Annotated in this window: 27 protein-coding genes; 16 read left to right on the forward strand and 11 right to left on the reverse strand. The window is 65.8% G+C overall.

The window, feature by feature from the left end; genetic code table 11:
• Positions 1 to 43: 43 nt before the first annotated feature.
• Complete coding sequence (locus tag H7X47_RS22300) at positions 44 to 1,231, reverse strand: pyridoxal-phosphate-dependent aminotransferase family protein (RefSeq protein WP_193370981.1); 1,188 nt, start codon at positions 1,229 to 1,231, stop codon at positions 44 to 46.
• 150 nt (positions 1,232 to 1,381) lie between these two features.
• Here H7X47_RS22300 and H7X47_RS22305 point away from each other — a divergent pair, with 150 nt between their 5' ends.
• The 3 genes from H7X47_RS22305 (at position 1,382) to H7X47_RS22315 (ending at position 5,967) form a co-directional block, all read left to right on the forward strand.
• Complete coding sequence (locus tag H7X47_RS22305) at positions 1,382 to 4,318, forward strand: FAD-binding and (Fe-S)-binding domain-containing protein (RefSeq protein ID WP_193370982.1); 2,937 nt, start codon at positions 1,382 to 1,384, stop codon at positions 4,316 to 4,318.
• A gap of 22 nt (positions 4,319 to 4,340) precedes the next feature.
• A complete protein-coding gene (locus tag H7X47_RS22310) occupies positions 4,341 to 5,006 on the forward strand; it encodes a GntR family transcriptional regulator (protein WP_193370983.1) in 666 nt (221 codons plus the stop codon).
• A gap of 82 nt (positions 5,007 to 5,088) precedes the next feature.
• Positions 5,089 to 5,967, forward strand: coding sequence for a phytanoyl-CoA dioxygenase family protein (locus H7X47_RS22315; RefSeq protein WP_193370984.1), 879 nt, complete (start codon positions 5,089 to 5,091; stop codon positions 5,965 to 5,967).
• Between the two features lie 26 nt (positions 5,968 to 5,993).
• Here H7X47_RS22315 and H7X47_RS22320 read toward each other — a convergent pair whose 3' ends face one another.
• The 4 genes from H7X47_RS22320 to H7X47_RS22335 all read right to left on the reverse strand — a co-directional run bounded on the left by H7X47_RS22320 (position 5,994) and on the right by H7X47_RS22335 (position 9,130).
• A complete protein-coding gene (locus H7X47_RS22320; protein ID WP_193370985.1) occupies positions 5,994 to 7,319 on the reverse strand; it encodes a GNAT family N-acetyltransferase in 1,326 nt (441 codons plus the stop codon).
• Between the two features lie 156 nt (positions 7,320 to 7,475).
• Complete coding sequence (locus H7X47_RS22325) at positions 7,476 to 7,955, reverse strand: PAS domain-containing protein (RefSeq protein WP_193370986.1); 480 nt, start codon at positions 7,953 to 7,955, stop codon at positions 7,476 to 7,478.
• A gap of 206 nt (positions 7,956 to 8,161) precedes the next feature.
• The gene (locus H7X47_RS22330) at positions 8,162 to 8,566 is read right to left on the reverse strand and encodes a GFA family protein (protein ID WP_193370987.1); all 405 of its coding nucleotides are present in this window, start codon (positions 8,564 to 8,566) and stop codon (positions 8,162 to 8,164) included.
• A gap of 54 nt (positions 8,567 to 8,620) precedes the next feature.
• Positions 8,621 to 9,130, reverse strand: a complete 510-nt coding sequence (locus tag H7X47_RS22335) for a c-type cytochrome (RefSeq protein ID WP_193370988.1) — start codon at positions 9,128 to 9,130, stop codon at positions 8,621 to 8,623.
• Positions 9,131 to 9,258: 128 nt separating this feature from the next.
• Here H7X47_RS22335 and H7X47_RS22340 point away from each other — a divergent pair, with 128 nt between their 5' ends.
• Complete coding sequence (locus tag H7X47_RS22340; protein ID WP_193370989.1) at positions 9,259 to 9,690, forward strand: META domain-containing protein; 432 nt, start codon at positions 9,259 to 9,261, stop codon at positions 9,688 to 9,690.
• Between the two features lies 1 nt (position 9,691).
• On the opposite strand, the gene H7X47_RS22345 is transcribed toward H7X47_RS22340, so the two are convergent.
• Both H7X47_RS22345 and H7X47_RS22350 read right to left on the reverse strand, forming a co-directional pair.
• Complete coding sequence (locus tag H7X47_RS22345) at positions 9,692 to 10,603, reverse strand: ChaN family lipoprotein (protein ID WP_193370990.1); 912 nt, start codon at positions 10,601 to 10,603, stop codon at positions 9,692 to 9,694.
• Between the two features lie 103 nt (positions 10,604 to 10,706).
• A complete protein-coding gene (locus tag H7X47_RS22350; RefSeq protein WP_193370991.1) occupies positions 10,707 to 10,979 on the reverse strand; it encodes a DUF6356 family protein in 273 nt (90 codons plus the stop codon).
• Positions 10,980 to 11,116: 137 nt separating this feature from the next.
• On the opposite strand from H7X47_RS22350, the gene H7X47_RS22355 reads away from it, so the two are divergent.
• Positions 11,117 to 11,578 (forward strand): Lrp/AsnC family transcriptional regulator, encoded by a 462-nt coding sequence (locus H7X47_RS22355; RefSeq protein WP_193370992.1) that lies wholly within the window; start codon positions 11,117 to 11,119, stop codon positions 11,576 to 11,578.
• Between the two features lie 9 nt (positions 11,579 to 11,587).
• Here the strand turns inward: H7X47_RS22355 and H7X47_RS22360 are convergent, their stop codons facing one another.
• Together H7X47_RS22360 and speB are read right to left on the reverse strand one after the other, a co-directional pair.
• A complete protein-coding gene (locus tag H7X47_RS22360; RefSeq protein ID WP_193370993.1) occupies positions 11,588 to 12,166 on the reverse strand; it encodes a hypothetical protein in 579 nt (192 codons plus the stop codon).
• A gap of 125 nt (positions 12,167 to 12,291) precedes the next feature.
• On the reverse strand, positions 12,292 to 13,266 hold the full coding sequence (speB, locus tag H7X47_RS22365; protein ID WP_193370994.1) for an agmatinase: 975 nt from the start codon (positions 13,264 to 13,266) through the stop codon (positions 12,292 to 12,294).
• A 242-nt stretch (positions 13,267 to 13,508) separates the two neighbouring features.
• On the opposite strand from speB, the gene H7X47_RS22370 reads away from it, so the two are divergent.
• Complete coding sequence (locus tag H7X47_RS22370) at positions 13,509 to 13,976, forward strand: DsrE family protein (RefSeq protein WP_193370995.1); 468 nt, start codon at positions 13,509 to 13,511, stop codon at positions 13,974 to 13,976.
• A 124-nt stretch (positions 13,977 to 14,100) separates the two neighbouring features.
• Positions 14,101 to 15,051 (forward strand): MBL fold metallo-hydrolase, encoded by a 951-nt coding sequence (locus H7X47_RS22375; RefSeq protein WP_193370996.1) that lies wholly within the window; start codon positions 14,101 to 14,103, stop codon positions 15,049 to 15,051.
• A gap of 15 nt (positions 15,052 to 15,066) precedes the next feature.
• Here the strand turns inward: H7X47_RS22375 and H7X47_RS22380 are convergent, their stop codons facing one another.
• Positions 15,067 to 15,531 (reverse strand): hypothetical protein, encoded by a 465-nt coding sequence (locus H7X47_RS22380; RefSeq protein WP_193370997.1) that lies wholly within the window; start codon positions 15,529 to 15,531, stop codon positions 15,067 to 15,069.
• Between the two features lie 85 nt (positions 15,532 to 15,616).
• The gene (locus tag H7X47_RS22385) at positions 15,617 to 15,988 is read right to left on the reverse strand and encodes a hypothetical protein (protein WP_193370998.1); all 372 of its coding nucleotides are present in this window, start codon (positions 15,986 to 15,988) and stop codon (positions 15,617 to 15,619) included.
• Positions 15,989 to 16,471: 483 nt separating this feature from the next.
• Between H7X47_RS22385 and H7X47_RS22390 the strand changes: the two genes are divergently transcribed.
• From H7X47_RS22390 to H7X47_RS22430, 9 genes are all read left to right on the forward strand, one after another.
• Positions 16,472 to 17,371, forward strand: coding sequence for a transposase (locus tag H7X47_RS22390; RefSeq protein WP_193370999.1), 900 nt, complete (start codon positions 16,472 to 16,474; stop codon positions 17,369 to 17,371).
• A gap of 81 nt (positions 17,372 to 17,452) precedes the next feature.
• Positions 17,453 to 17,680 (forward strand): hypothetical protein, encoded by a 228-nt coding sequence (locus H7X47_RS22395; RefSeq protein ID WP_193371000.1) that lies wholly within the window; start codon positions 17,453 to 17,455, stop codon positions 17,678 to 17,680.
• Between the two features lie 189 nt (positions 17,681 to 17,869).
• On the forward strand, positions 17,870 to 18,358 hold the full coding sequence (locus H7X47_RS22400) for a hypothetical protein (RefSeq protein ID WP_193371001.1): 489 nt from the start codon (positions 17,870 to 17,872) through the stop codon (positions 18,356 to 18,358).
• Positions 18,359 to 18,734: 376 nt separating this feature from the next.
• The gene (locus H7X47_RS22405; RefSeq protein WP_193371002.1) at positions 18,735 to 19,154 is read left to right on the forward strand and encodes a hypothetical protein; all 420 of its coding nucleotides are present in this window, start codon (positions 18,735 to 18,737) and stop codon (positions 19,152 to 19,154) included.
• A gap of 320 nt (positions 19,155 to 19,474) precedes the next feature.
• A complete protein-coding gene (locus tag H7X47_RS22410) occupies positions 19,475 to 20,020 on the forward strand; it encodes a DUF3305 domain-containing protein (RefSeq protein WP_193371003.1) in 546 nt (181 codons plus the stop codon).
• 18 nt (positions 20,021 to 20,038) lie between these two features.
• Positions 20,039 to 20,740, forward strand: coding sequence for a DUF3306 domain-containing protein (locus H7X47_RS22415; protein ID WP_193371004.1), 702 nt, complete (start codon positions 20,039 to 20,041; stop codon positions 20,738 to 20,740).
• A gap of 301 nt (positions 20,741 to 21,041) precedes the next feature.
• Positions 21,042 to 21,638: a TorD/DmsD family molecular chaperone gene (locus H7X47_RS22420; RefSeq protein WP_193371153.1), complete on the forward strand. Its 597-nt coding sequence runs from the start codon at positions 21,042 to 21,044 to the stop codon at positions 21,636 to 21,638.
• Between the two features lie 120 nt (positions 21,639 to 21,758).
• Positions 21,759 to 21,953 (forward strand): twin-arginine translocation signal domain-containing protein, encoded by a 195-nt coding sequence (locus tag H7X47_RS22425; protein ID WP_193371005.1) that lies wholly within the window; start codon positions 21,759 to 21,761, stop codon positions 21,951 to 21,953.
• A gap of 90 nt (positions 21,954 to 22,043) precedes the next feature.
• Complete coding sequence (locus tag H7X47_RS22430) at positions 22,044 to 24,908, forward strand: formate dehydrogenase subunit alpha (RefSeq protein WP_193371006.1); 2,865 nt, start codon at positions 22,044 to 22,046, stop codon at positions 24,906 to 24,908.
• Positions 24,909 to 24,912 lie beyond the last annotated feature (4 nt).

A 24,912-nucleotide genomic window follows, 5' to 3' on the forward strand; every position in this document is an offset into this window, starting at 1 on the left:
TTCTCGTTATCGCGATTTTGCGCGGGTGGTTGTTGGTCTTGTTTTACTCGGCGGCACCCTCCGCCAAAGACTGGTCCTGGCCCGATAGATAGCCGAGGGCCGCTTGCACCCCACCGCGGCGGTAGGGAATGCCGGACAGCTCCAGGCCCATCTCCACGCCGGAGAGGCTGCCCATGAGCATGAGATCGTTGAAGTCGCCCAGGTGGCCGATACGGAACACCTTGTCGGCGATCTTGGACAGTCCGTTGCCGAGCGACATGTCGAAGTTTTCCAGCGTCACTTTGCGGAAGTTGTCGGCGCTGTGGCCCTCCGGCACCAGCACCGCGGTCAGCGAGCTGGAATAGTGGCGCGGGTTCTTGCACAGCACCTCCAGGCCCCAGGCGCGCACGGCGCGGCGCGTTGCCTCGGCATGGCGGTCATGACGCTTGAAGACGTTGTCGAGGCCTTCCTCCTGCAGCATGTCGACGGCCTCGGCCAGGCCGTAGAGCAGGTTGGTGGCCGGAGTGTAGGGGAAAAAGCCCTTGTCGTTAGGCCCCTGCATTTCCTCCCACGACCAGTAGGAGCGCGGCAGCTTCGCGGTCTTGGAGGCCGCCAGCGCCTTCTCGCTCACCGCGTTGAAGGAAAGGCCCGGGGGCAGCATGAGGCCCTTCTGCGAGCCGGCCACGGTGACGTCGACGCCCCACTCGTCGTGGCGGTAGTCGATGGAGGCCAGCGAGGAGATGGTGTCGACCATCAGCAGGGCCGGATGGCCGGCGTCGTCGATGGCCTTGCGGACCTCGTCGATGCGGCTGGTGCAGCCGGTCGAGGTCTCGTTGTGGACGACGCAGACCGCCTTGATCTCGTGGTTCTTGTCCTCGGCCAGGCGCGCGCCGATGGCCGCCGGGTCGGCGCCGCTGCGCCAGTCGCCGGCGATGAACTCCGGCACGATGCCGAGGCGTTCGGCCAGGCCCTTCCACAGGGTGGCGAAGTGGCCGGTCTCGAACATCAGCACCCGGTCGCCGGGCGAGAGGGTGTTCACCAGGGCCGCTTCCCAGGCGCCGGTGCCGGAGGCGGGGTAGATCACCACCCGGCCCTCGGTCTTGAAGATGGAGCGCATGCCGTCCAGCACGCGCTGGCCCAGCGCGCCGAACTTCGGCCCGCGGTGGTCCATGGTCGGCAGGTCCATGGCCCGCAGCACGCGGTCCGGTACGTTGGTGGGTCCTGGAATCTGAAGAAAATGACGCCCTGGCATGCTTCCCCTATCGGCCTTTCCCGGCCCTGTCGACCGCCCCACCCCGCCCCTTGCGGCAGATTGCGGACGCTCGCGTAGGCCTTGCGTCCCGGGGGGCTTTGCCGTTATGAATTATGAATACAAAATACAAATCCGGGGCGATTGTCAACAATGAGTGGCGGCGGCGAGCTGGCCAGAAGCCTGGAAAAGCACATCGAAGGGGAGGTCCTCTTCGATCTCTTCAGCCGTGGGCGCTATGCGACTGATGCCTCGGTCTACCAGGTGGTGCCGCTGGGCGTGGTGGTGCCGAAGTCCTGGGCCGACGTGGAGGCGACCCTGCAGATCGCGCGGGAGGCGGGGGTGCCGGTGCTGCCGCGCGGCGGCGGCACCTCGCAGTGCGGTCAGACGGTGAACCGCGCCGTGGTCGTCGACCTCTCCAAGCATCTCAACAACCTGATCTCCGTCGACAGCGAGACACAGACCTGCGTGGTCGAGCCCGGCCTGGTGCTTGACCAGTTGAACGCGGCCCTGAAGCCCAGCGGCCTGTGGTTTCCGGTCGACGTCTCCACCGCCTCGCGCGCCACCATCGGCGGCATGGCGGCCAACAATTCCTGCGGCTCGCGCTCGATCCGCTACGGCCTGATGCGCGACAACGTCGCCTCGATCGACGCGCTGCTGGCCGACGGCAGCAAGGCGACCTTCGGCGAGGTGCGTCGCGACGCCGGCCAGGGCCTCGCGGAGAACAACGCAGTGGCGTCGCTGTTTCAGGACCTGCTCGACCTCGGCGGGCGCGAAGCGGAGGAGATCCGCGCGCGCTTCCCGCAGGTGCTGCGCCGGGTCGGCGGCTACAACATCGATGCCCTGGTTCCGAATGGAGACACCAACAACCTGGCGCATCTGCTGGTGGGGTCGGAGGGGACGCTGGCGCTGAGCGAGCGCCTGACCCTGAAGCTGTCGCCGATCCTGGCCAACAAGACCCTGGGTGCCTGCCACTTCCCGACGCTCTACGACGCCATGGACGCGGCCCAGCACCTGGTGACCCTCGGACCCACGGCGGTGGAGCTGGTCGACAGGAACATGATCGAGCTGAGCCGCGACATCCCGATGTTCCGCCCGGTGGTCGACCGCTTCGTGCGCGGCGAGCCCGGCGCCATCCTGCTGGTCGAGTTCGCCGAGGAGGACCAGGACGAGAACCTGCGGCGCCTGAAGGCGCTGGGCGATCTCATGGCGCAGCTCGGCTACCGCTGGGAGGACCCGGGCAAGAAGGACGGCGGCGTGGTGGAGGCCGTGGACGCCGACTTCCAGAAGCAGATCTGGGAGGTCCGCAAGCAGGGCCTCAACATCATGATGTCCATGAAGGCCGAGCGGAAGCCGGTGTCCTTCGTCGAGGACTGCGCAGTGGAGCTGACCGACCTGGCCGAGTACACCCGCCGCCTGACCGAGATCTTCCACAAGCACGGCACCGACGGCACCTGGTACGCCCATGCCTCGGTCGGAACCCTGCACGTGCGCCCGGTCCTGAACCTGAAGCTGGACCAGGACGTGAAGGCCATGCGCGCCATCGCCGAGGAAGCCTTCGAGATGGTGCGCGAATACAAGGGCTCGCACTCCGGCGAGCACGGCGACGGCATCGTGCGCTCCGAGTTCCACCGCGAGATGTTCGGCGACCGCATGGTCCAGGACTTCGAGTGGGTGAAGGATCGCATGGACCCGGCGGGGCTGCTGAATCCCGGCCGCGTGGTGCGCCCGCCGAAGATGGACGACCGCGAGCTGTTCCGCTTCGCGCCGGACTACCGGGTGCCGGAGTTCGGGACCATCTTCGACTGGTCGGCCTACCCGGGCGCCGGCGGCGGCTTCCAGGGCGCCGTGGAGATGTGCAACAACAACGGCGCCTGCCGCAAGGCCGACGGCGTCATGTGCCCCTCCTACAAGGTCACGCACGATGAACGCGACCTGACGCGCGGTCGCGCCAACACGCTGCGCCTGGCGATCTCCGGCCAGCTCGGGCCGGAGGCCTTTACCTCCGACGAGATGGCCGAGACCCTGTCGCTCTGCGTCTCCTGCAAGGGCTGCAAGCGCGAGTGCCCGACCGGCGTCGACATGGCCAAGATGAAAATCGAGGTGCTGGCGGCGCGCGCCGAGAAGCAGGGCGTGGCCCTGCGCGAGATGCTGGTCGCCTACCTGCCGCGCTACGCGCCCTATGCGTCCAAGGCGCCCTGGCTCTTGAACCTGCGCGACCGGCTACCGGGTCTGGCCGGCCTGTCGCAGCGCCTCTTCGGCTTCGCCGCCGACCGCAAACTGCCGCGCTGGCGCGGCGACGTCTACCGTCAGGAAGACCTGCCGATGCAGGGTGACGAGGTCATCTTCTTCGCCGACACCTTCAACCGCTACTTCGAGCCGGACAACCTGCGCGACGCGGAGACGGTGCTGCGGCGCGGCGGCTTCGCGCCCGTGGAGGCGAAGCCCGACGACGGCGGCCGCCCGCTGTGCTGCGGACGCTCCTTCCTCGCCGCCGGCCTGGTGGAGGAGGCCAAGGCGGAGATGAGACGCAGCCTCACGGTCATCGGCCACGCCGTCGATCGAGGCGTGCCGGTGGTGGGGCTGGAGCCCTCCTGCCTGTTGACCTTCCGCGACGAGGCCCCGGCGCTGCTGGGCGGGGAGTGGACGGCGGAGCAGGCGAAGCAGGTCATGCTGTTCGAGGAGTTCATCGCCGCTCGGCTCGATCCGGAGGGCGGCGGCTTCGAGTTGCCGCTGGCCCCGCTGCCGGGCGGCAGCGCGCTGCTGCACGGCCACTGCCACCAGAAGGCTTTTAACGCGGTCGCGCCCATCGAGGAGGTCCTGGCCCTCATTCCCGAGTTGGAGGTGGAGCTGGTCCAGTCGTCCTGCTGCGGCATGGCCGGCAACTTCGGCTACCAGGCGGAGACCGCCGAGATCTCCCGCAAGATGGGCGAACTCAGCCTGCTGCCGCGGGTGCGCGCCGCCGTCGCCGAGGTGCTGGTCGTCGCCGACGGCACCTCCTGCCGGCACCAGATCGCCGACGGCGCGGGACGGGAGGCCATTCACGTCGCGCGCCTGCTTCGCGAATCCTCCGATCTTGCGCTAAACTAGGGTGGACCAAGAGGACGTAGGCATGAGCATCGAAGTTGCAGCCCCCATCCAAAGGCGCCCGCTTCACAACGAGCTGGCCGACCGCCTGCGCCACATGATCGTCGAGGGCGAGCTGGCACCGGGCGAGAAGCTGGCGGAGAAAGAGCTCTGCGAGCAGTTCGGCGTGTCGCGCACGCCGCTGCGCGAGGCCATGAAGGTGCTGGCGACCGAGGGCCTGGTGCTGCTGACGCCCAACCGCGGCTGCGCCGTGGCCAAGCTGACCCTGGCCGACCTGGACGAGGCCTTTCCGATCATGGGGGCCCTGGAGGCGCTGTCCGGCGAGTTGGCCTGCCGGCACATCACCGATGCCGAGCTGGACCGCATTCAGGAACTGCACGACCGCATGGTGGTGAAGTACGAGGCCGGCGCGCTGCGCGACTACTTCAAGCTCAACGAGCAGATCCACCAGATGATCCTGGACGCCGCGCGCAACCCGACGCTGGCGCAGATGCAGCTCAGCCTCTCGGGCCGGGTGCGCCGGGCGCGCTACATGGCCAACATGTCGCCGGCGCGCTGGCGCAAGGCCGTGGACGAGCACGAGAAGATCCTGGAGACTCTGAAGGCGCGCGATTCCAAGCGCCTGGCGGTGCTGCTGAAGGAGCACCTGGCCAACAAGCTGCAGACCGTGAAGGACGCCCTCACGGAGTAGCCCTTCGGCCGTTTGCCGCTATGCAGGAACTTGTCGATCGGGTGTATGCTGACGACCGTAGGTGTCGGCGGAAGGAGGCGGCATGGGCCGCGAAGTGCTGAGCGAAGAGCAGGTTCGCTTCTACGAAGACAACGGCTATCTGCTGCTGGAAGAGCGCGTTCCCGCCGAGGAGCTGGAACGGCTGCACGGGGAGATCGCCCGTTTCGTCCGGGAGGCGCGCGGCATGACCGCCTCCGACGAACGCCTGGACCTGGAAGACAGTCACACGCCGGAGAACCCGCGGGTGCGCCGCATCAAGCTGCCGCACAAGCTGTCGCCGGCTTTCGCGGAGTTGATGCGTTCCGACTGGATCCTGGCGCCGGTGCGCGATCTCATCGGCCCCGACCTGCGCTTGCATACCTCCAAGCTGAACATGAAGTCGGCGGGCTACGGGGCGGCGGTGGAGTGGCACCAGGACTGGGCCTTCTATCCCCACACCAACGACGACATCCTGGCCGTCGGCGTCATCCTGGACGACATGGCCGAAGAGAACGGGCCGTTGATGGTCTTTCCCGGCAGTCACAAGGGGCCTGTCTACGATCACCATGCGGGCGGCTACTTCGCCGGAGCCGTCAGCCTGGCCGCCAACGGTCTGCACGCCGGCGACGCGGCGACGCTGACGGGGCCGGCCGGCTCCATCTCGCTGCACCACGTGCGCGCGCTGCACGGCTCCGCGCCCAACCGCTCGGCGCGCGACCGGCGCATGCTGTTCTACGAGATCACCTCGGCCGATGCCTTCCCGATCCAAGGCTCCATGTCGGCCTTCGAGGGGCTGGAGGAATACGACAGCCGGCTGCTGTGCGGGGAGGGAACGATCAGGCCGCGCCTGACGGCGGTGCCGGTGCGCCTGCCGCAGCCGCAGCCGCCGACGGTGGGCTCGATCTACGAAATTCAGAAGGCGATGACAGCGCGCAACTTCTAGGCCGCTGTCGCTACTGCGCGGCGGAGCTACTGCAGGGCGGCGCCGCGCGGCTTGTCCGTGCCTGCCTCGTCCTGCGGGGCGTCCTCCGGGATCGGGATACGCGGATCGCCCGCGTCGCTTTCTCCTTCCAGGTCGACCGGCGTCATGCCGCCGTTCTGCAAGGGTACGCGCCCGCCCAGGCCGAGCAGTTGCATGGTGGTTTCCATCGGCGCGCGGGCGCTGTCGGGCAGCATCGGCAGGGCGGCCTGGCTCGGCGCCTCCACCGCTTCGTCGACAAAGGCGTGGCGCAGTTCGGCGCCCAGGCGCTCGGCGCGCTGCCAGTCGGCCCGCACGCTGTCCAGCAGGCGCTGGGCCCCGGCGTTGTGCAGCTGGATGCCCTCGAAGTAGGGCTCCTCGAAACTGCGGTACATGATGGCGACATGCTGGCCGCCTTCCAGGTAGCCGGGCATCAGCCCGCTGCAGGCGTAACCCCAGCCGCGCAGCAGTTCCACCGCGGCCGCGCCTTCCGGCGTGCCGAGGCCGATGAAGACCTGGAAGCTGCGCCGCCCCTCGGCTTCCGCGCGGGCCTCGTGGTCGCCGACCAGGGTCCAGAAGTCGTTGCCGGCGCGGCGCACCACAAGGCGCGCCATGTCGAAACGCGGCATGTCCTTGTTCTCACAGATGCTGGGCCGCTGGTCCAGGCCGGTGGCCAGGGTGATCTGGCGGTGGCCGCTGATCGAGGCGTCGTTCAGCAGGCGGGCGAACCACAGGGCATAGGACGGTGGCAGGTGGCAGGGCGCGTGCACGCTGCGCCCCAGGTCGAGGTACTGCAGCAGGGTGGCGGCCGGGCCCGCGGCGCCTTCCTGGACCAGCATGCGCTGGGGCACGTAGTCGACCTCCATGCCCACGTCGCGGAAGCCCAGTTTGCACACCACCTTCTGCGAGACGATGTGGTTGGTCAGCGAAATGCCGAGGATGGCCTGGGCGCCCAATGTGGTGCGGGCGAAGTCCAGGGCGCGGTCGATCATGCGCACGAAGATGCCGGACTTGCGGTGCTCCGGCGTGACGATGCCCTGGCACAGTTCGACGACGCCGCGGTTGGGCGAAGAGAAGGCCAGCGCTATGTGCCCGGCGATATCGCCCTCGGGATCGCGCGCGATGAGCGAGATCTGTTCGCCGGAGGCAATCAGCTCGATGAAGGCCGCGGGATCGTAGACCAGGGGGCTGAGGTAATCCTCGCCGTAGACCGCCCGGAAAGCGCGTGGAATGTCGGGAGCGTCGGCCGCTGTGAAGCCGGCAATTGTGTAGCCGTCCTCTTCCCGGTGAAGCGGCGGGACTAGGACTCCAGCTTCGGATATCGACGACTCAAGCATGACCCCCCCTCGCAGATTGCGTCAGTGAATTCCCGGAATTCACGCAACCACGAGTAAGAGGTTACTTGGATAAAATTAAAATAAAATTGAGTCTATTGTGTAAACGTTTTGTTTACACAAAACCTAGTGGAGGTTTATGGTTAACGATGGTGAGTATTAGGTAAATATTTTTTTACCGTCACTGTCGAAGAACTGTGCGAATCCCAGAATGCGCTCGACGCCCAGCTCGTCCCCGAAAGGTAACAGAATCCGCTCGAACTGGACCTCCGATCCCCTTTCGCGCCAGGTCATCCTGTTCACATCGTAAACAGGAGTCCTCTCCTGCATGCAGCGCCCGTAGCTGAGCGAGATATCGCCCCGGTTGTCGAAGGGAATCAGCTCGGTCACCCTCTTGCCGGTCACCTCGAAGCCGTAAAGCTCTCGGTAGACGGTGCCGGCCAGGCGCACCTGCAGCTCCTCGATGGTGCGCCCTTCGACGATGAAAACGCGCGACAGGTAGGTGAAGAAATCGAGCGGGTCGAGGACGTCGCAGGAGGGTAGCTGTGCATCCCCTTTGAGGCCGAGCCAGTAGTCGCAGAAGAAGCGCACCTCTTCGCAAGCCGTGTCGGGAATCTCTTCCAACGCGATCTTTACCACTGAACCCTGCTTTTGTTTGGGCCGACAAGCGGACCTTTCCGCCTCATCTTGCCGACCGCGATTCCAACCGACCAGCTACCAAGCAGTTCTTCTTTAATGCAATATGAAGACCCATGGAAGCTATTGAAATCAATAAAGCACCCAACACGAAGTATTACGGGCCCTTGACTGGGCGAGGAAGTGCTATTTGGAGGCTTGCCTAGGTTCTAGTCGCCGCTGCTGCCGCCCGGATAGCGCGGCAGATCGTCCCTGACGTCGAACCACGGCAGTTGCTCGGCGCAATGGACGTGGCCTTGCGGGACGTAGTCCTCGGGCCTGTCGAGGCTGGCGGCGTAGAGGTGAATTTCGTCGGGAAAGCGATCGGACTCATAGGCCATGGGGGAACCGCAGCGCCCGCAGAAGAGACGGCGGACGCCGGGCGATGATTTGTAGACCGACGGCGCCTTGCCGGTGAAGCGGCAGGCAGCCCGCGGCACCCCGAAGAAAGCGGTTACGGGCGACGCCGTGTTGCGCCGGCAACTCTCGCAATGGCAGTAGGCCCGCCAGTTCTCCGGCCCATTGTACTCGTAGGTCACATCACCGCAAAGACAGCGCCCGCCTCTTGTCGTCATCCTGCTGTTGCTCGCTGCTTGGACCCAGACTTGCCGCCGGCGCCCCGGGGCGCTTCAGCGGGCCATGTTGTCGGGGTCGAGTTCCTCATAGACCTCGTCAACCATCCAGTCGCGGATGACCTCCGGAATATCGCCTTCACTGAAGCGGCTCTGCACCTCGGGGGCGGAGGCAAAGGCTGCCAGGTGCGCCAGTTCCTCGCCGCTCAAGTCGATCTGATAGCCCAGTTCCATTTCCTGCAGCAGGATCATGGTCGGGGCGCCGCGCCACATTCGGGCGACGAAGTCGAAGACGTCGAAGTAGGGTTCGTCGCCGGCGGCATCCAGCGCGGGCGCCGCCTTGCCGCCGACCCCGTTGACGGAATGACAGACGACGCAGCCCTTGCCGACGAAGAGCTTCAGGCCCTCCTCGGCGTTGGCGAGGGGAAGGGCCAGTTTGCGGTGGCCTGATGCCGCGGCATCCTGGGCCATTGCGGGGGCGGCGGCGGTCACAGCCAGCGCGGCGAGCAACGTCCCGAAGACGAAACCGAAGCCTGCTCTACGGGGGGCGGCAGCGGCGGGTAGCATATGGCCGATCCTTTCAGACAGTGGAATAGGTTACCCAGTACAGAGAGTGGTAGCATTCCCGAGCGAGTCGGGGATAGCCTGATTGGCCGCCGTGGGTAGGCGGCGGAGTAAGTAAAGGGAGCTGCGTCTTGAACCTGCGTGCCTGGAATCTCTCGCTCTTGCCGCTGGCCGCGGCAGGGTTGGCGGCCTGTGCTCTTGGCCCGGTCGATACGAACGAAGCGGCGGAGCCGCTGTTTGACCGCACTTGGGTGGCGGAAGAGATGAAAGGACTGCCTGCCGCACCGCAGGTCCAGTCGAGCCTGCAGGTTGCCGCTGACGGGAAGGTGAGCGGCCACACCGGCTGCAACGGTTACTTCGGCTCGGTAATCATCGACGGGCAGGCAATGTCGTTCGGGAATCTGGGCTCCACAAGGATCGCCTGCCCGGAACCGGTCATGGTTCAGGAGGATCGCCTGTTGAGCGCCCTCGACGGCACCCGAGGCTATCGCCTGCAGGACGACAACCTGCTGCTGCTCGACGGCGCCGGGGACACCCTGGCGCGATTCCGCGCGAAGAACTGACCTAGTCCGGGAAGGCTTCGCAGGGATCCTTGTCGTCCACCCTGGGCGTGAACCAGACAAAATCGAAAAGCTGCGGATCGAAGGCCGGATAGTCCGCCGCGCTGTCGCGTCCCGCGACGACCTCCACCAGGGCGACGGTGAAGCTCTCGCCCTCCAGGTGCCAGGGCACGGCGCGGTCCTCGCGCACGTGGCCGCTGCCGGCGATGAGGATCGCGCCTTCGGCGTCAATCGGTGGCTGCGTGGCCCGGCGCATGGCATCGGCCATCGAGGCGTCCCAGAAGCGCTGCACCTCGGCCATGGGGGCGAGCGCCGCCACGGGCAGCTTGCCGCAATGGCTGGCGGCCAGTTCCTCCAGCAGGTCCGCTTCAGCCTCCGCGGGATAGCGCCGCGGCCAGGCCAGCCGTTCAGCGGTTTCCGGCGGCAGGCTGGCGCCCTTCGCCAGGGCGCGTACCTGGGCCTGGGAAGGCTTGCCCGGCAACATCGGCATCTGCGCGGCCAGCGCCGCTTCGGCGATCGGCTGGTATTCGGCCCAGGCGGGCCAGCCGCGCGCTTCCCACCCCAGCGCGGTGCCCAGCCTGTCGACCTCTTCCAGGCGGGCGGCGGCCAGCGCCTCGGCCTGTTCCGGTTCTGCCATCTCCCAGACCACGGCCATGCGCCGTCCGAGGCGTCCCAGGGCGCCGACGATGCGGGCCTGCAGGCGGTGGTGTTCCGCGTTGTCGTGCTTTTCGCCGACCAGAACCCAGTCGGCGGCTGCGGCCGCGGCCAGCAGGGTCTCTTCGTTCGTGGGCCGGCCGCTGCCCGTGTCCCAGAGGCTGCCGTTCAGGGGATGATCGGCCAGAAGACTTGCCGGCGCCGCCTGGACGGCGGTGCTCAGGGCGCAGGACAGCGCCGCCAGGCAGAGAAGTGTACGCAAAAGGCCGGATCCCGCCGCTAGCTCGAACCAGTCTTCTTAGTGGCGGCTTGGCGGCTCCCCGTCAAGCAGGGTGGGGCGCCGGGGCAGGCGCGGGCGCGCGGACTCAGGCGGTAGAGCGGCTGGCGTTTTCCGGCGCCGGAGAGTCGCTGGCGCGCTGGGCCGGCTGGCGGTGGCGATTCACCACCATGCGGTCGTGCAGGCCGGTGATCGCGCGGCTGCCGGTCTTCACGAAGAGAAAGGGCAGCAGGGCGTGGATGAGACAGGCGAGGGAGGCCAGCATCATGCGCCAGGAAAAACCCCAGGCCGAGGCCAGATGCTGCCAGTAGGTCTCCCCGACGCTGGCCGGGTGTTCGGTAAAGAGGTCTCGAAAGGACACGGGCTGTCGGTCTCCAAACTCAAGCGGCCCCCAAGAATAAGCCGGCGGCGGCGAAATCGGCTTGCAAATTCACCGCAATTGCAGGTAACTAGTAGTAAATTATCTCTCAATTTCGAATTTTTGTGGAATTTTGTTCCATGGATGATATAGACCGGAGAATCCTGAAGCTGCTGCAGGAGAGCGCCGACCTGCCCGTGGCGGAGGTGGCCGAGCGGGTCGGCCTCTCGGCCTCGCCCTGCTGGCGGCGGATTCAGAAGCTGGAGGCGGAAGGGATCATCGAGCGGCGCGTCGCCCTCTTGAACCCGGAGAAGATGAACGTCGGGGTCACCGTCTTCGTCGCCATCCGCACCAGCCAGCACGACGAGAAATGGCTGAAGGACTTTGCCCAGAAGGTGACGCGGATCCCGGAGGTGGTGGAACTCTACCGCATGAGCGGCGAGATCGATTACATGATGAGGGTGGTGGTGCCGGACATCAAAGCCTACGACGCTGTCTACAAGCGGCTCATCGCCGCGGTGCCGCTGTTCGACGTGAGTTCCAGCTTCGCCATGGAGGCGATCAAGTACACCACCGCGCTGCCTGTGGACTACGCGCCTTAGGCAGAGTCCTTATTCGGGCAGCGTGAAGCCGGTGTCGACGCGGCGCACCTGGTAGCGGTTGCCGTTGATGAAGTGCTCGTACTCGAAGACCTGCTGCTCCAGCTTCAGGATCTTGTAGGCGTCGTAGAGCTGGCCGTTGCTGGTGTCGGCCTTCAGGAACATGCCGTCGTCGACCCAGCCCTTGGTCGAGAGGAAGTAGACCGGGCCGGAGATGCCCCACTCACCCACTTCGACCTGCTCGCGGTAGCTGCCGTCCTCTTCGTAGAAGCGGAAGGTGATGCGGAAGACGCCGTCGGGGAAGGCGTCGACCAGCCAGCGCTTGGTGACGGCGCTGCCGGTCTTGTCCTCGCCGTACCAGCGGCCGACGAAGACCTCGCGCGGCGACTTCGCCATGGCGAGGGTTTCCTCGGCCTGCTTGTTCGTGATGACCGCGCTGCCCACGGCGGCGCGGGCCTGCTCGGCCCACATGAAAAGCAGCAGGGCCATCAGGATTGTGATGACGACGCCGAGCAGTGCCGACTGCCGCCGGGCGGAGGTCGACACGGCGCGCGCCCGCGCCTGCTTTCTGTTCCTCGTTTGCCTGTGCATCTTCGCCTCTTGCTGTTGTGGCTTCTTTGTCTTGCGGCCCGATCGCTCCTCGATTTCCCGCCAGCCACTCAGCCCGGGAGCGTTAACCAAAGCCTCTATCACTGCCTTGTATTTTAAGAGAATTTTTACTGCTTTGCGACGATTTCCGCGAGCAGGCAGAGAATCTCATACATAAGCGTTGCGCCGACCAGGGCAGTGGCGCCGGAAGGGTCGAAAGGCGGGGCCACTTCCACCACATCGCCGCCGATAAGGTTAACGCCGCGCAGGCCGCGGATCATGCGCTGGGCCTCGTGGGTCGTGTAGCCGCCGATCTCCGGGGTGCCGGTGCCGGGGGCATAGACCGGGTCCAGGCCGTCGACGTCGAAGGAGAGGTAGGTGGGTCCGTCGCCGACCACCCGCCGGGCCTCGGCGATCACCGCCTCGACGCCCAGGTCGAAGTACTCTTCGATGGTGATGACGCGGATGCCCTGTTCGTAGCCCCAGTCCATATCCTGGGCGGTGTAGAGCGAGCCGCGAATGCCGATCTGCACTGTGCGCTTGGGGTCGAGCAGGCCTTCCTCGATGGCGCGGCGGAAGGGCGTGCCGTGGGTCAGCTTGTGTTCGCCGAAGTAGCGGTCGTTGGTGTCGGTGTGGGCATCGAAGTGCACCATGCCGAGCGGGCGCTCGCCGGCGATGGCGCGCATGATCGGCAGGGTGATGAGGTGGTCGCCGCCGGCCGAGAGCGGCAGCACGCCGGCGTCGTGAACTTCGCGGTAGAAGGCCTCGATGCGGCCGATGGAATCGTTTAGGTCGATGGGGTTGACCGGTGTGTCCCCCAGGTCGGCGCAGTTCGCCATGTCGAAGGGTTTGATGCCGCTCACGTGGTGCACGTTGCGCATCAGGGTCGAGAGATCGCGGATCTGGCGCGGGCCGTGACGGGCGCCGGCGCGATTGGTGGTGCCGCCGTCCCAGGGCACGCCGATGAGCCCGATGTCGATGTCGCCGGCGGCCGCGATTTCCTCCAGCGGCACGTGCGGCAGACGCATGAAGGTGGGGATACCGGCAAAGCGCGGCAGCACGAAGCCGGAGACCGGCTTGTAGGAGCGGGGCTTCTTGGCCATGAGACTATTTTGTCCCGATGATCTGCGCGTCCCTGAGGTAGGCAGGGTGCCGCGCGCTGTCGATAGGGACAATAGTCTTGACCCGCCGCGCCGGAAAACAATACCCAGCCGTGTCTTCTTATAGTAATATTTATATACACGAATATGTGATCCCGCTTCGACCGTCGCTCTCTCTAAGCTTCGCTGGTCGCGGGACCGACATATTGCCGTGAACGAAAAACGAAGAACTGGGAGGAACACCAATGCCCCGTCTGCTTTTCGGGCTCATTCTTGGTCTTGTCTTTGGTGCGTCGCTCTTCGCGGGACAGCTCGTGCAAAGCGCGCCGGCTTTCGCGGCGGAGCAGATGCACAAGGTTGCCGTGCACGTTGACGAGAGCGACCCAAAGCGCATGAACATGGCGCTGAACAACGTGCAGAACGTGAAACAGTATTACGAGTCCCAGGGCCAGTCGGTGGAGATCGAAGTGGTGGCCTACGGTCCCGGTCTGCATATGCTGCGCGCCGACACCTCGCCGGTGGCGGACCGCATTTCGGCCATGGCGCTGGAGATCGACGGTCTCACCTTCTCGGCCTGCGGCAACACGATGAAGGGTATGGCGAAGAAGGAAGGCAAGGAGGTCTCCCTGCTTTCCGAGGCGCGCACGGTGCCGTCGGGCGTCGTGCGCCTGGTCGAACTGCAGGAGGAAGGCTACGCCTACGTCAGGCCGTAGTTCACCTCACGTCGCCCCGCCGCTCCCGCGGTCGTCGCGGGCAGCGGCGGGTGCGTTGTTTTCCGGCGCCGTTGCTGGGAGGTGCCGGCCCGTTGCGTATCTTCAAGTCAGGGGAAGTTCCAGCATGCGTTTTCAGATCCCGGTCCTGGTTCTCCTTCTCGCCGCGGCGTCGCCTTGCGCTGCCAGCGAGGACATTCCCGACCAGTACCCGCAGTCCGTTCTCTACAGCAAACCGGTGGAGGTGATCCCTCACGTCTGGTCGGCCATCGGCGCCACCGCGCCGCCCAGCTATGAGAATTCAGGGCACAACAACAACCTCTCCTTCATCGTCACGGGCGAGGGGGTCATCGTTGTCAACGGCGGGGCCTGCGTCCAGCTCGCCAAGGCGTTGCACGAGGAGATCAAGCAGGTCACCGACGAGCCGGTGAAGCTGGTGATCAACGAGAACGGCCAGGGCCACGCCATGCTCGGCAATGCCTATTGGGCCGAGCAGCAGGTGCCGATCCTGGCGCAAAGCGAAGCGGCGGCGGAGTTCGAAGACCGCGGGCCGCAGAGCCTCGAGCAGATGCAGGGCTACAACAAGGAGAAGGCGGAAGGCACCGTGCTGCAGGGCCCGACGGAGACCTTCGAAGACGAGAAGGTCATCGAGATGGGCCGCTTCCGCATCGAGGTGAAGAACCTCGGTCCCGCCCACTCGCCGGGCGACATCGCCGTCTGGTTGCCCGAGCAGAGCCTGGTGATCGCCGGCGACATGGCCTTCCACGAACGCCTGCTGCCGATCTTCGAGGACACGGGCACGGCCGCCTGGCTGGAGAGCTGGGAGAACTTCGAGGCCCTGCAGGCGACCTATGTCATTCCCGGCCACGGCCATCCGACCAACATGGATCAGGTGCGCCGCTACACGAAGGACTACCTGGTGTTTCTGCGCGGGCAGATCCGCAAGCTGCTCGACGAGGGCGGCGGCCTGGAGGACGCCTTCTATGTCGACCAATCGCCCTACGCCCACCTCGACACCTTCGACGAGCTGTCCAAGCGCAACGCCGGACGTGTCTTCGAACAGATGGAGTTCGAATAGACGGCGGCGCGGCCGTCAGGTCGTGCAGTCCCTTTCGCTCAGGTCGTGCTTGAAGAAGAGGTTGTCCTGCGCGTCGTAGAAGCGATAGCGGACCACCACGCCCTTGGCCAGCAGGTCCGAGATCCTGGGGCTCGCGCAGCCCAGGCCGATCATCATGTTCCGGGCGACACCGTCGGCGAAGCTTTGCTGCCCGCCAGAGCCCCCCGAGCCCCCCGAGCCCCCCGAGCCGACGTCGTCAAACCGGAAGACCAGGGTAAGGCCCAGGTCCTCGGTCGTCATGCTCACCAGTTCGCCCTTCTCGTGGATGCGCAGGGGTAGAATTTTTCGGTAGGCGGCCACCGCTTCGCTGAGCTGCGCCTGAAGCGCCTGCGCTTCCTCGCTGGTCAGGGCCGGTGCGCTGTTGTCCGCCGGCGCGCAGGCGCCGGCCAGCAGCGGGCCGGCCAGGACGACGAGCAGGCGTGCAGCGGTCAGAAAGCGCATGGCGCCCAGTTTACCCGGGGCGCTGCGGCAGGTCGTGGGAAAAACGGGGCGCCGGCGCTGTTCCGGCGCCCCTGAAGGCTGAACCTCAGCCGCTCGACTCGTGGCACATGCCCCAGGTCTGGTGCTCGCCGTTGGTCTTCGGCGGCACGTAGGTGCCGCTGCAGGAATCGATCAGGTCCTGCGTACAGACGGCATGGCCACCGGGCCCGGAGCCCTCGCCGCAGTACCAGTCCGCCAGCTCGGGCACCTGGCCCTTCAGGCTGGTGGGGCCCTGCGGCCGGCCGGGGGCGGGGTTGTAGCTCATATGCGGCTTGGTGCGCTGGAACACCGCTTTGGCGCCGCCGGCAGCGTGGCTGTCATGGGGCAGTACAACGGTGAAGGCGGCAGCAATAAGTAGGGCGCTGCCGAAGAGCACCGACACGCGGTGCAGAGGGACGGAAATCACAGAATGCGTCATGGTCCATCTCCTTCGTGTTCGCGGGTAAGTCCTGCCTGGACGCGAAGCGTGACCTGCATGACGTGGGTCGCCGGCACCGGCACCGGCGTTCATCCGCGAAGAGAATTTTTCGGGCGGGGGCGGCCGGCCGCTCAGGGAGGAAAGTGAAGCGAAAGAAACAAAAAACCTGGGCCCGCGAAATCCCGCAGAAACAGAGCGGGGCTAAGTTCCTCATCATTGACCTGCCCCGTTCCGGAGAGCTAACCCCATCTCCCAGCGCTCCGGAACACCAGGGATCACCCAGTCCCTGGACCGGTGGGGTGCCGGCGCCCATCCGGCACCCCACCGATCATTTCCCCCCGAAGCTCCCACCAGCCAGCCTTTCGCCCGTGGCGGCGCCTTGCGCCCGCTCGGTGGCCTGCGACCAGCCCCGACCCAAGCCTAAGACTGGCCGAAACAAGGGTCAGGTCTTGGATTTTGCGGAAAAGTCGCTAGAATCGCGCCATGGCACGGCCCCTTCGCCTCGAACTGCCCGGCGCGGTCTATCACCTCACCACCCTCGGCAATGCCGGTCAGACGGTGTTCCGGGCGGCGGAGGATTCCGAGCTTTTCCTGGAGATCGTCGGCCAGGCCTGCGAACGCTTCGACTGGCGCTGCCTGGCCTACTGCCTGCTGCCGGACCGCTATCACCTGGTTGTGGAGACCCGCCGCCCGACGCTGGCGCGCGGCATGCGCCAGATCAACGGGCGCTACACCCAGGCCTTCAACCGCCGCCACGGCGTCGGCGGCCACCTGTTCCAGGGCCGCTACCGGGCAGTCATGGTGGAAAAGCCGGGCTTCGTCGCCGCGGTCTGCCGCGACACCCTGCGCCGGCCCCTGGAACTGGGCCTAGCCGAAGACGCCGCCGCCTGGCGCTGGAGTTCCTGCCGCGCCCTGCTGGGGCGCCTGCCGCAGGGGCGGGCGGCGCCGGACTGGCTGGCGGTGGACGACCTGCTGGCGCTCTACGCCGGCGATCCGCCCACGCCAGACCTTGCCGAGGCGCGCCGACGCTGCGCGGCGGACATCGCCGCCGCTGACCGTCCGCCGGTCAGGGAGAACCTGCGCCACCAGGTGTTTCTCGGCTCCGAGGACTTCGTTGCACAGATGCGTGAGCGCGCCGCCGCCGAGGCGGCCGGCCGGGGCAACCTGGCCGAGATCCCGAAGGCCCAGTGGCAGGCCCCGCCGCCTCCCCTGGAGAGCTTCGCCGCCGAGGCGTCCAGCCGCGAGGAGGCCATGGCGCGGGCCTATCTGAGCGGCGCCTACAGCCAGAGCAGCATCGCCGCGCATTTCGGCGTACACTACAGCACCGTCAGCCGCGCGGTGCGGCGCTTCGAAAAGAGCCTTGAAGAGCCGGCGGTCTGCTGATTTCAATGGGCCCGATGCCGCCGACGGGATTTGGGTCATACCGGGGTCTGAAGCGGCGGCTTCAGGTAAGGAGAGAGTGACGTGGCCTTGTTGCGAAATTTGCTGGTCTCCGCGGCGAGACGGATCGCCGCCGATCCGCAGGTTCAGGAGAAAGCGGCGGAGACGTATGAGAGTTCGGTGAAGCCGCGCCTCGCCTCGGCCCGCGACGAACTGCGCGACCTGGCGGGGGAAGTCGATCCGGTGAAGGAGCCGGCCGCCTTCGCGCGCCGGCTGCGCGAGCGGATCCGCGAGGTCAACAAGCGCGGCTAAGTCGCCGATTTCAGTTTCATTCAAGCTTCATAGAACCGAGGTGGGGCCTCCCCGAGGCGCCGTGGCAGGCTTTTGGGCTTTGCTAACCCTTGGTGCTATACTGGCGTATTTCGTTTTTCGTTTGAGGAGGCTGATATTTCAGCCGGATTCACAGAAGCCGAGCGGCAGCGTTTTCACAATCTGCTGCAGTTGGCGGCCGAAAGCCCCTTCGAGGGCGAAAGGTCGAATGCCCTGGCGGCCGCCGAGCGGCTGGCTAAGCGTTTCGGCCTGACGCTGGACGAAGCCGCGGCCGGCGGCATCGACGAACCGCCGCCGCAGGAGCCGCCGCGCGGCGATGAGCACATGGCCGACGACCTGGGTTTCAATCCTGAATCCCTCGACCGCTTTGCGCGCGCCGTCCACCTGATGGACAACTTCATCATGGAGGACAAGGCGCGGCGCGAGGCCGCCCTGCGCGCCGCGCAGTCGCGCGGCCTGGATGCCGAGGAACTGCGCAAGGCCGTGACCTCGAGTGTCGCCCAGGCGCGCAAGACCAAGCAGCGGCGCATGAACCCTTACCGCCACGCCGCCACCCTGCTGCGCGAGACCTCGCTGTCGTTTCGCGAGATCGCCAACATCACCGGCCTCGACATCTACAAGGTGGTCGGCCTGAAGCTGAAGCTGCGGGCCACCAGCTGAGCTGTCCGGTCGTCTTGGGCAGTTGTCTAAAATTGCCGTCTAACTTGACCTGAATCCACGCCGCTTCGGGCGCCTGGAAAGCGGCCTGTTTCCGCGCCCTGCCTGCCGCCTATTTGCGTCAATTTGGCGGGTTCTGTGACAAACCCAGGGTCTCCGGGCGGCGGTAAGATTCGGGAAAGGCTAAATCGCCCAGACTGTTTCACGCGAGAGTAAGCGCCGGAAAAGGCCGGCCGTGACACCGGCGGAGAAAAGGTGTCGCGGCAACAACAAGGCCCGCCCGGCAATGCGATGCGAAGCTTCAGGTGAGGACAGAGATATGGGCATTTCAAACAAGAAGACTCGGTTCAAGCACAGGGGCCGTTTCAAGAAGCGCGTTTTGGCCACGGTCGTTGCCATGGCGGCGATCGGTACTTCGGTGAGTGCGGCGCACTCCCTGGTGGTGCCGATGCTGATCGACGAGACCATCGAGGATCGTGCCGCGGCGGTGTTCACCTATCAGAACCAGGTCTCCGGCGATCTGGCCCAGACCATCGTCGAGGCGGAGAGCCACGACCTGCCCCTGCTGGACGCGCTCTACACGGTCGAGGAGCAGCTCAATGACGCCTGCAGTCCGCTGCAGGAGGCCGGCCGCCGGCACATCGAGGGCGAGCAGCTGAGCGGACTGTTGCAGATTGCCGTCTACGGCGCGCTGGACAGCTGCGCGGCCAAGAGCGAGGAGGTCGCCTACTACGTCCGCATGGCGCGCTCCTATTCGGCCAAGATGACCGGCGGTGCGCAGGCCGCGGCCTGGAACTGACGGCACTCTACCCGTTGAAGGCATCATCGCCGCAGGGCGGTCCGGGAATCCCGGGCCGCCCTCGGTGCTGCGCGTCTTCACCCGGCAGGCTTGCCGAGCGCACCCGCTGAGCGCACCCGCTGAGCGCACCCGCTGAGCGCACCCGCTGAGCGCACTGGCCAAGCGCCCGGCAAAGTCATACCCTCTGCAGCAGTCGCCTAACTGCCTGCCGGTCCTGGGACGCTGGTCCTGGAACGGTCGGCGGACTTGCGCCGCCCGGTTTTCGGGCTAATTGGTTTCGGGCGGCGCCCGGGCCGGGTCAGGGCTGGAATGCGGAGGTCATGGAGAAAAGCGAAACCATGCCGCTTGGCGTGGTGATCGAGCGGCAGCGCTCCGATCACCCCTGGAGCGATTTCATCTGGCGCCCGGTGGCGGTGATCCCCGGCGCGCCGGCGCTGGATTCCCGGGGCGACTGGACGGAGTTGCGCCAGGGCGAGGGCTGGACCCAGTACCACTGCGGCACTCTTCGCCTCGAGCTTTTCCGCGCCGAGACCGAAGCCTACAAAGTCAACCTCTCGCAGACCCCGCCCAGCATCTACGTGCTGCTGCGCCGTGACGACGATCCGGATTCGCCGCACGACTACCTGCCCTTCCTGGTGACCGCCAGCCCTTACGAGGCGCAGGACTATCTCGACAGCGGCGAAGAGATCGTCGAGGCCGTGCCGATGCCCGAGGACGTCGCCGCCTTCCTTCAGGCCTTTGTCGAGGCCCACCACGTGGACGAGGTCTTCACCAAGCGCAAGCGCAAGAAAGCCGCGCCCGGCGACGAGCTGTTCAGCCGCTGCCCGCCGGTCTCCCTGCCGCCGAAGGCCCGGCGCAGTCCTTGAGGTTCGTCAGAGGAAATCATGGCTAAAGGGGATCGTGACGACGACAAGAACTTCCTCACCCGCTGGTCGCAGCGCAAGCGGGAGGCGGAGGCCGAGGCGCCACAGTGCGCCGACCGGCCGCCCGAGGAGGCGGCCGCCCTGGCCGCGACCGATTCCGGCCGGGAGGCTCTGCCGACCGGCGACGACGGCAAGATCGACCCGGCAGATCTGCCAGACATCGACAGCCTGGATGCCGGCTCCGATTTCACGGTCTTCCTGAAGGACGGCGTTCCCGACGCCTTGCGCCGCCGCGCCCTGCGCAAGCTGTGGCGCCTGGACCCGGTGTTCGGCCATCTCGACCGCCTCAACGACTACGACCTCGACTACACCAACGCCGGCACCGTGGTGGAGGGGCTGAAGACCATCTACCAGGTCGGCAAGGGCATGGTGCTCGGCGAAGAGGAAGACAAGGAAGAGGCCGACAAGCCGGAGGAGGCGGCCGCCGGGGAAGAGCCGGGGGAGGCCGCCGTTCTGGCGCAGTCCGACCCTGCGGAGACGGCGGCGCTGCCCGACGCCGGGACCGGAGAGCCGGCCGTGCCGGCGGGGCAGGGAGCCGCCGGCGCCAAGACGCGCAATCCCGGCGATCCGATCGTCACCGCCAGCCCGACTCGACGCCACGGCGGCCCCCGCGCGGCGCAGCGTTCCGCCCTTCAGCGGCGCTGGGGTGATCCTGATCGTTAGTAACCCGTATAGGTTGTGTTTTCTTTCGCTCGCGCTTCACCAAAAACCGCTGGAAAGCCAGGAAGAATGACCGCTTTTCGTGTGTGGCGACTTGTGCAATGCAACATGCGATTTTGTTGACAGTTGCTGCTCAAAGGGGGTCTAATTCGAAAGGTTCTAAGAAAAAACCCTGGGAAAATCAGGGATATAGGGCCGAGAGAGTTGGTTCCGCGGAGCTTTGGGAGTACTGATCGGTACTCGGTTTCGTTGACAGAAAACCGGCCTCTCATCAAAGGTTGGGAGAGTGTCGCGCTTGGGTAGCATGGCGGCGCAGGTTCAGATATCCGAGGAAGACCAGCTGCGGGCCGGATGGTACGCGCTGCTGGCGCAGTTGCTTTCGCGCGAGCCGAACGAGCAACTGCTGCAGATGCTGCGTGGCCTGGAAGGCGACGATTCGGAGCTGGGGCAGGGTATCAGGGCCCTGGCGGCGGCGGCCCGCGGCACCACCGTGGAAACGGCCAAGCAGGAATACTTCGACCTCTTCGTCGGCATCGGCCAGGGCGAGTTGCTGCCCTTTGCCTCCTACTATCTCACCGGCTTCCTTCACGAGAAGCCCCTGGCGCGGCTGCGCGGCGACATGGCCAAGCTGCAGATCGCCCGCGCCGACGATGTCGCCGAGCCGGAAGACCACATCGCCGCGCTCTGCGAGATGATGGCCGGGCTCATCACCGGCGGTTTCGGCGAGCCCGCCGAGCTGGCGGTGCAGCGCGAGTTTTTCGACACCCATATCGGCTGCTGGGCGCCGCGGTTCTTCGAGGACCTGCAGGCGGCCCAGTCGGCCGTGCTCTACATGCCTGTGGGCACCATCGGTCGCCTGTTTCTGGCGATCGAGACCCAGGCCTTCGACATGGCGGCCTAGAGCCATCGCCCGCCGGTCCGGCTGCGCCGGGCAGGAGGGCGGAATTCGGGAAGGCAGCGGTCCTCTAGGCCCATCCGCTGCAACAATAACAAGGTCACCACGACAAAGGAGGGTGGACCGTTGAGCAAGAAGGAAGAGATCAACGCGGGTCGTCGCGACTTCTTCAAGAAGGCCGGCTTAGGTGCCGGTGCGGCCGCGATTGCCGTGACAGCTTCCCAGGCGGGCGCTGTCGAGGCGGTCTCGCCGACGTCGAAGGGTTCCGGCTACGCGGAAACCGACCACGTGCGGAAATACTACGAGCTGGCCCGGTTCTAAACCGGCCCGGCTGAGTGCTTCTCGGGCTCGCTAAGGAGATTTCCGGCAGGAGCCCTTCCGTACCAACTCACTCTTAACAGGGAGAGGTCAATGCTTACCAAACGGACGAATGGGGTTGCGAATGGCCCCCGTTTGTCAAAGGCGGTAGCCGGTATTGCCGGTAGCGCCATTGACCGCCGTACCTTCCTGAAGCGATCCGGACTGGCGGCAGGTGGTGTCGCCGCGGCTTCGGTTCCGCTCGGGATGGTGAAAAAGGCGAGCGCCCAATCGGCGACAGGCAATGTAAAGATCGTCAAATCCGTGTGCACGCACTGCTCTGTGGGCTGCACGGTCATGGCTGAGGTCCAGGATGGCGTCTGGGTCGGGCAGGAACCCGGCTGGGACAGCCCCTTCAACCTCGGTGCGCACTGCGCCAAGGGCGCATCGGTGCGTGAACACGCACACGGCGAACGCCGCCTCAAGCATCCGACCAAGTTGGTTGACGGCAAGTGGACGAAGGTCTCCTGGGAACAGGCGATCGACGAAATCGGCGACAAGATGCTGGAGATTTACGACAAATCCGGCCCCGATTCGGTCTACTGGCTGGGCTCTGCGAAGCACAACAACGAGCAGGCCTATCTCTTCCGCAAGTTCTACGCCTTCTGGGGGTCCAACAACGGCGACCACCAGGCGCGTATCTGTCACTCGACCACGGTCGCAGGTGTTGCGAACACCTGGGGCTATGGCGCGATGACGAACAGCTACAACGACATCCACAACTCGCGCGCCATCTTCCAGATCGGCGGCAACCCGGCCGAGGCTCACCCGGTGGCCATGCAGCACATGCTGAAGGCCAAGGAGCAGAACAACGCGCCCTTCATTGTCTGCGACCCGCGCTTCACGCGCACGGCCGCGCACGCCGATGAATACGTGCGGTTCCGCCCCGGCACCGACGTGGCGCTGATCTGGGGCATCCTCTGGCATGTCTTCGAGAACAGCTGGGAGGACAAGGAGTTCATCCGCCAGCGCGTCTGGGGCATGGACCAGATCAAGGCCGAGGTCGCCAAGTGGAACCCCGAGGAGACCGAGCGCGTTACCGGCGTGCCGGGCTCTCAGCTGAAGCGCGTGGCGCGGACGCTGGCCAACAACCGTCCCTTCACCATCATCTGGTGCATGGGCGGCACCCAGCACACCAACGGCAACAACAACACCCGGGCCTACTGCATCCTCGGTCTCGCCCTCGGCGTGATCGGCACCAACGGCGGCGGCACCAACATCTACCGCGGCCACGACAACGTGCAGGGTGCGACCGACCTCGGCGTGCTGTGCCACACCCTGCCGGGCTACTACGGTCTCTCGGCGGGTGCCTGGAACCACTGGGCCAGGGTCTGGGACGTCGATTACGAGTACCTAGTCAACCGCTTCGAGAACAAGGACTTCATGTCGAAGGCCGGTGTGCCCGTGTCGCGCTGGTTCGACCTGACCCTTGAGGCGAAGGAAAATATCGACCAGCCGGATAACCTCCGGGCCATGGTCTTCTGGGGGCACGCGGCGAACTCGCAGACCCGTCTGCCCGACATGAAGAAGGCGATGGAGAAGCTGGACCTGCTGGTCATCGTCGATCCTTATCCGACGATGGCTGCGGTGATGAACGACCGAAAGGACGGCACCTACCTGCTGCCGGCGGCGACTCAGTTCGAGACCTACGGGTCCGTGACCGCGTCCAACCGCTCGCTGCAGTGGCGCGAGAAGATCGTCGAGCCGCTCTTCGAGTCCAAGGTCGATCACGAGATCATGTATCTCTTCGCCAAGAAGTTCGGTTTTGCGGACGAGATGTTCAAGAACATCAAGGTCGAGAACAACGTTCCGCTGATCGAGGACATTCTTCGCGAGATCAACCGCGGCATGTGGACTATCGGCTACACCGGCCAGTCGCCGGAGCGCCTCAAGACCCACATGGCCAACCAGCAGACCTTCGACAAGACCACGCTGCAGGCACGCGGCGGTCCTGCCGACGGCGACTACTACGGCCTGCCGTGGCCTTGCTGGGGCACTCCCGAGATGGGGCACCCGGGCACCCCGGTGCTCTATGATCCTTCCAAGCCGGTGGCCGAAGGCGGCCTCTGTTTCCGCGCCCGTTTCGGCGTGGAGCGCGACGGCGACAACCTGCTCGCCGAAGGCTCCTATCCGGTCGGCTCGGAGATCAAGGACGGTTATCCCGAGTTCACCATGGCCATGCTGAAGAAGCTGGGCTGGGACAAGGACCTGACCGACGAGGAGCGTTCGACCATCGAAGCCATCGCCGGCGACAAGACCAACTGGAAGGTCGACCTTTCGGGCGGTATCCAGCGTGTCGCCATCAAGCATGGCTGCGCGCCCTTCGGCAACGCCAAGGCGCGTACCGTGGTGTGGAACTTCCCGGATCCGGTGCCGCTGCACCGCGAGCCGCTCTACACCCCGCGCCGTGATCTTGTCGCTGACTATCCGACTTATTCCGATCGCAAGATGTACCGCTTGCCGATCCTCTATAAGTCGATCCAGGACCAGGATTTCTCCGCCGACTTCCCGACCATCCTTACCTCCGGCCGTCTGGTCGAGTACGAGGGCGGCGGCGATGAAACCCGCTCCAACCCCTGGCTGGCCGAACTCCAGCAGGACATGTTCGTCGAGATCAACCCCGTGGACGCCAACAACAGCGGCATCCGCGACGGCAACATGGTCTGGCTGCACAGCCCTGAGGGCGCCAAGGTCAAGGTTAAGGCGATGGTGACCGAACGAGTGGGACGCGGCGTGGTCTTCATGCCCTTCCACTTCGGCGGTCACTGGCAAGGTGAGGATCAACGCCACAAGTATCCGAAGGGCGCCGATCCTTATGTACTCGGTGAGGCCAGCAATACGGCACAGACATACGGCTATGACTCGGTGACCAATATGCAGGAAACCAAGGTCACGCTCTGCCGTGTCGAGCCGGCTTAAGGGA

This window comes from Pelagibius marinus (assembly GCF_014925385.1).
GTDB classification, from domain to species: Bacteria; Pseudomonadota; Alphaproteobacteria; order Kiloniellales; family Kiloniellaceae; genus Pelagibius; species Pelagibius marinus.

Excerpts from the sequence above, each read along its gene's own strand:
- H7X47_RS22300 (WP_193370981.1), bottom strand. The coding sequence starts at position 1,231 with ATGCCAGGGCGTCATTTTCTTCAGATTCCAGGACCCACCAACGTACCG.
- H7X47_RS22305 (WP_193370982.1), top strand. The coding sequence starts at position 1,382 with ATGAGTGGCGGCGGCGAGCTGGCCAGAAGCCTGGAAAAGCACATCGAA.
- H7X47_RS22310 (WP_193370983.1), top strand. The coding sequence starts at position 4,341 with ATGAGCATCGAAGTTGCAGCCCCCATCCAAAGGCGCCCGCTTCACAAC.
- H7X47_RS22315 (WP_193370984.1), top strand. The coding sequence starts at position 5,089 with ATGGGCCGCGAAGTGCTGAGCGAAGAGCAGGTTCGCTTCTACGAAGAC.
- H7X47_RS22320 (WP_193370985.1), bottom strand. The coding sequence starts at position 7,319 with ATGCTTGAGTCGTCGATATCCGAAGCTGGAGTCCTAGTCCCGCCGCTT.
- H7X47_RS22330 (WP_193370987.1), bottom strand. The coding sequence starts at position 8,566 with ATGACGACAAGAGGCGGGCGCTGTCTTTGCGGTGATGTGACCTACGAG.
- H7X47_RS22335 (WP_193370988.1), bottom strand. The coding sequence starts at position 9,130 with ATGCTACCCGCCGCTGCCGCCCCCCGTAGAGCAGGCTTCGGTTTCGTC.
- H7X47_RS22355 (WP_193370992.1), top strand. The coding sequence starts at position 11,117 with ATGGATGATATAGACCGGAGAATCCTGAAGCTGCTGCAGGAGAGCGCC.
- H7X47_RS22360 (WP_193370993.1), bottom strand. The coding sequence starts at position 12,166 with ATGCACAGGCAAACGAGGAACAGAAAGCAGGCGCGGGCGCGCGCCGTG.
- speB (WP_193370994.1), bottom strand. The coding sequence starts at position 13,266 with ATGGCCAAGAAGCCCCGCTCCTACAAGCCGGTCTCCGGCTTCGTGCTG.
- H7X47_RS22370 (WP_193370995.1), top strand. The coding sequence starts at position 13,509 with ATGCCCCGTCTGCTTTTCGGGCTCATTCTTGGTCTTGTCTTTGGTGCG.
- H7X47_RS22375 (WP_193370996.1), top strand. The coding sequence starts at position 14,101 with ATGCGTTTTCAGATCCCGGTCCTGGTTCTCCTTCTCGCCGCGGCGTCG.
- H7X47_RS22380 (WP_193370997.1), bottom strand. The coding sequence starts at position 15,531 with ATGCGCTTTCTGACCGCTGCACGCCTGCTCGTCGTCCTGGCCGGCCCG.
- H7X47_RS22385 (WP_193370998.1), bottom strand. The coding sequence starts at position 15,988 with ATGACGCATTCTGTGATTTCCGTCCCTCTGCACCGCGTGTCGGTGCTC.
- H7X47_RS22390 (WP_193370999.1), top strand. The coding sequence starts at position 16,472 with ATGGCACGGCCCCTTCGCCTCGAACTGCCCGGCGCGGTCTATCACCTC.
- H7X47_RS22410 (WP_193371003.1), top strand. The coding sequence starts at position 19,475 with ATGGAGAAAAGCGAAACCATGCCGCTTGGCGTGGTGATCGAGCGGCAG.
- H7X47_RS22415 (WP_193371004.1), top strand. The coding sequence starts at position 20,039 with ATGGCTAAAGGGGATCGTGACGACGACAAGAACTTCCTCACCCGCTGG.
- H7X47_RS22420 (WP_193371153.1), top strand. The coding sequence starts at position 21,042 with ATGGCGGCGCAGGTTCAGATATCCGAGGAAGACCAGCTGCGGGCCGGA.
- H7X47_RS22430 (WP_193371006.1), top strand. The coding sequence starts at position 22,044 with ATGCTTACCAAACGGACGAATGGGGTTGCGAATGGCCCCCGTTTGTCA.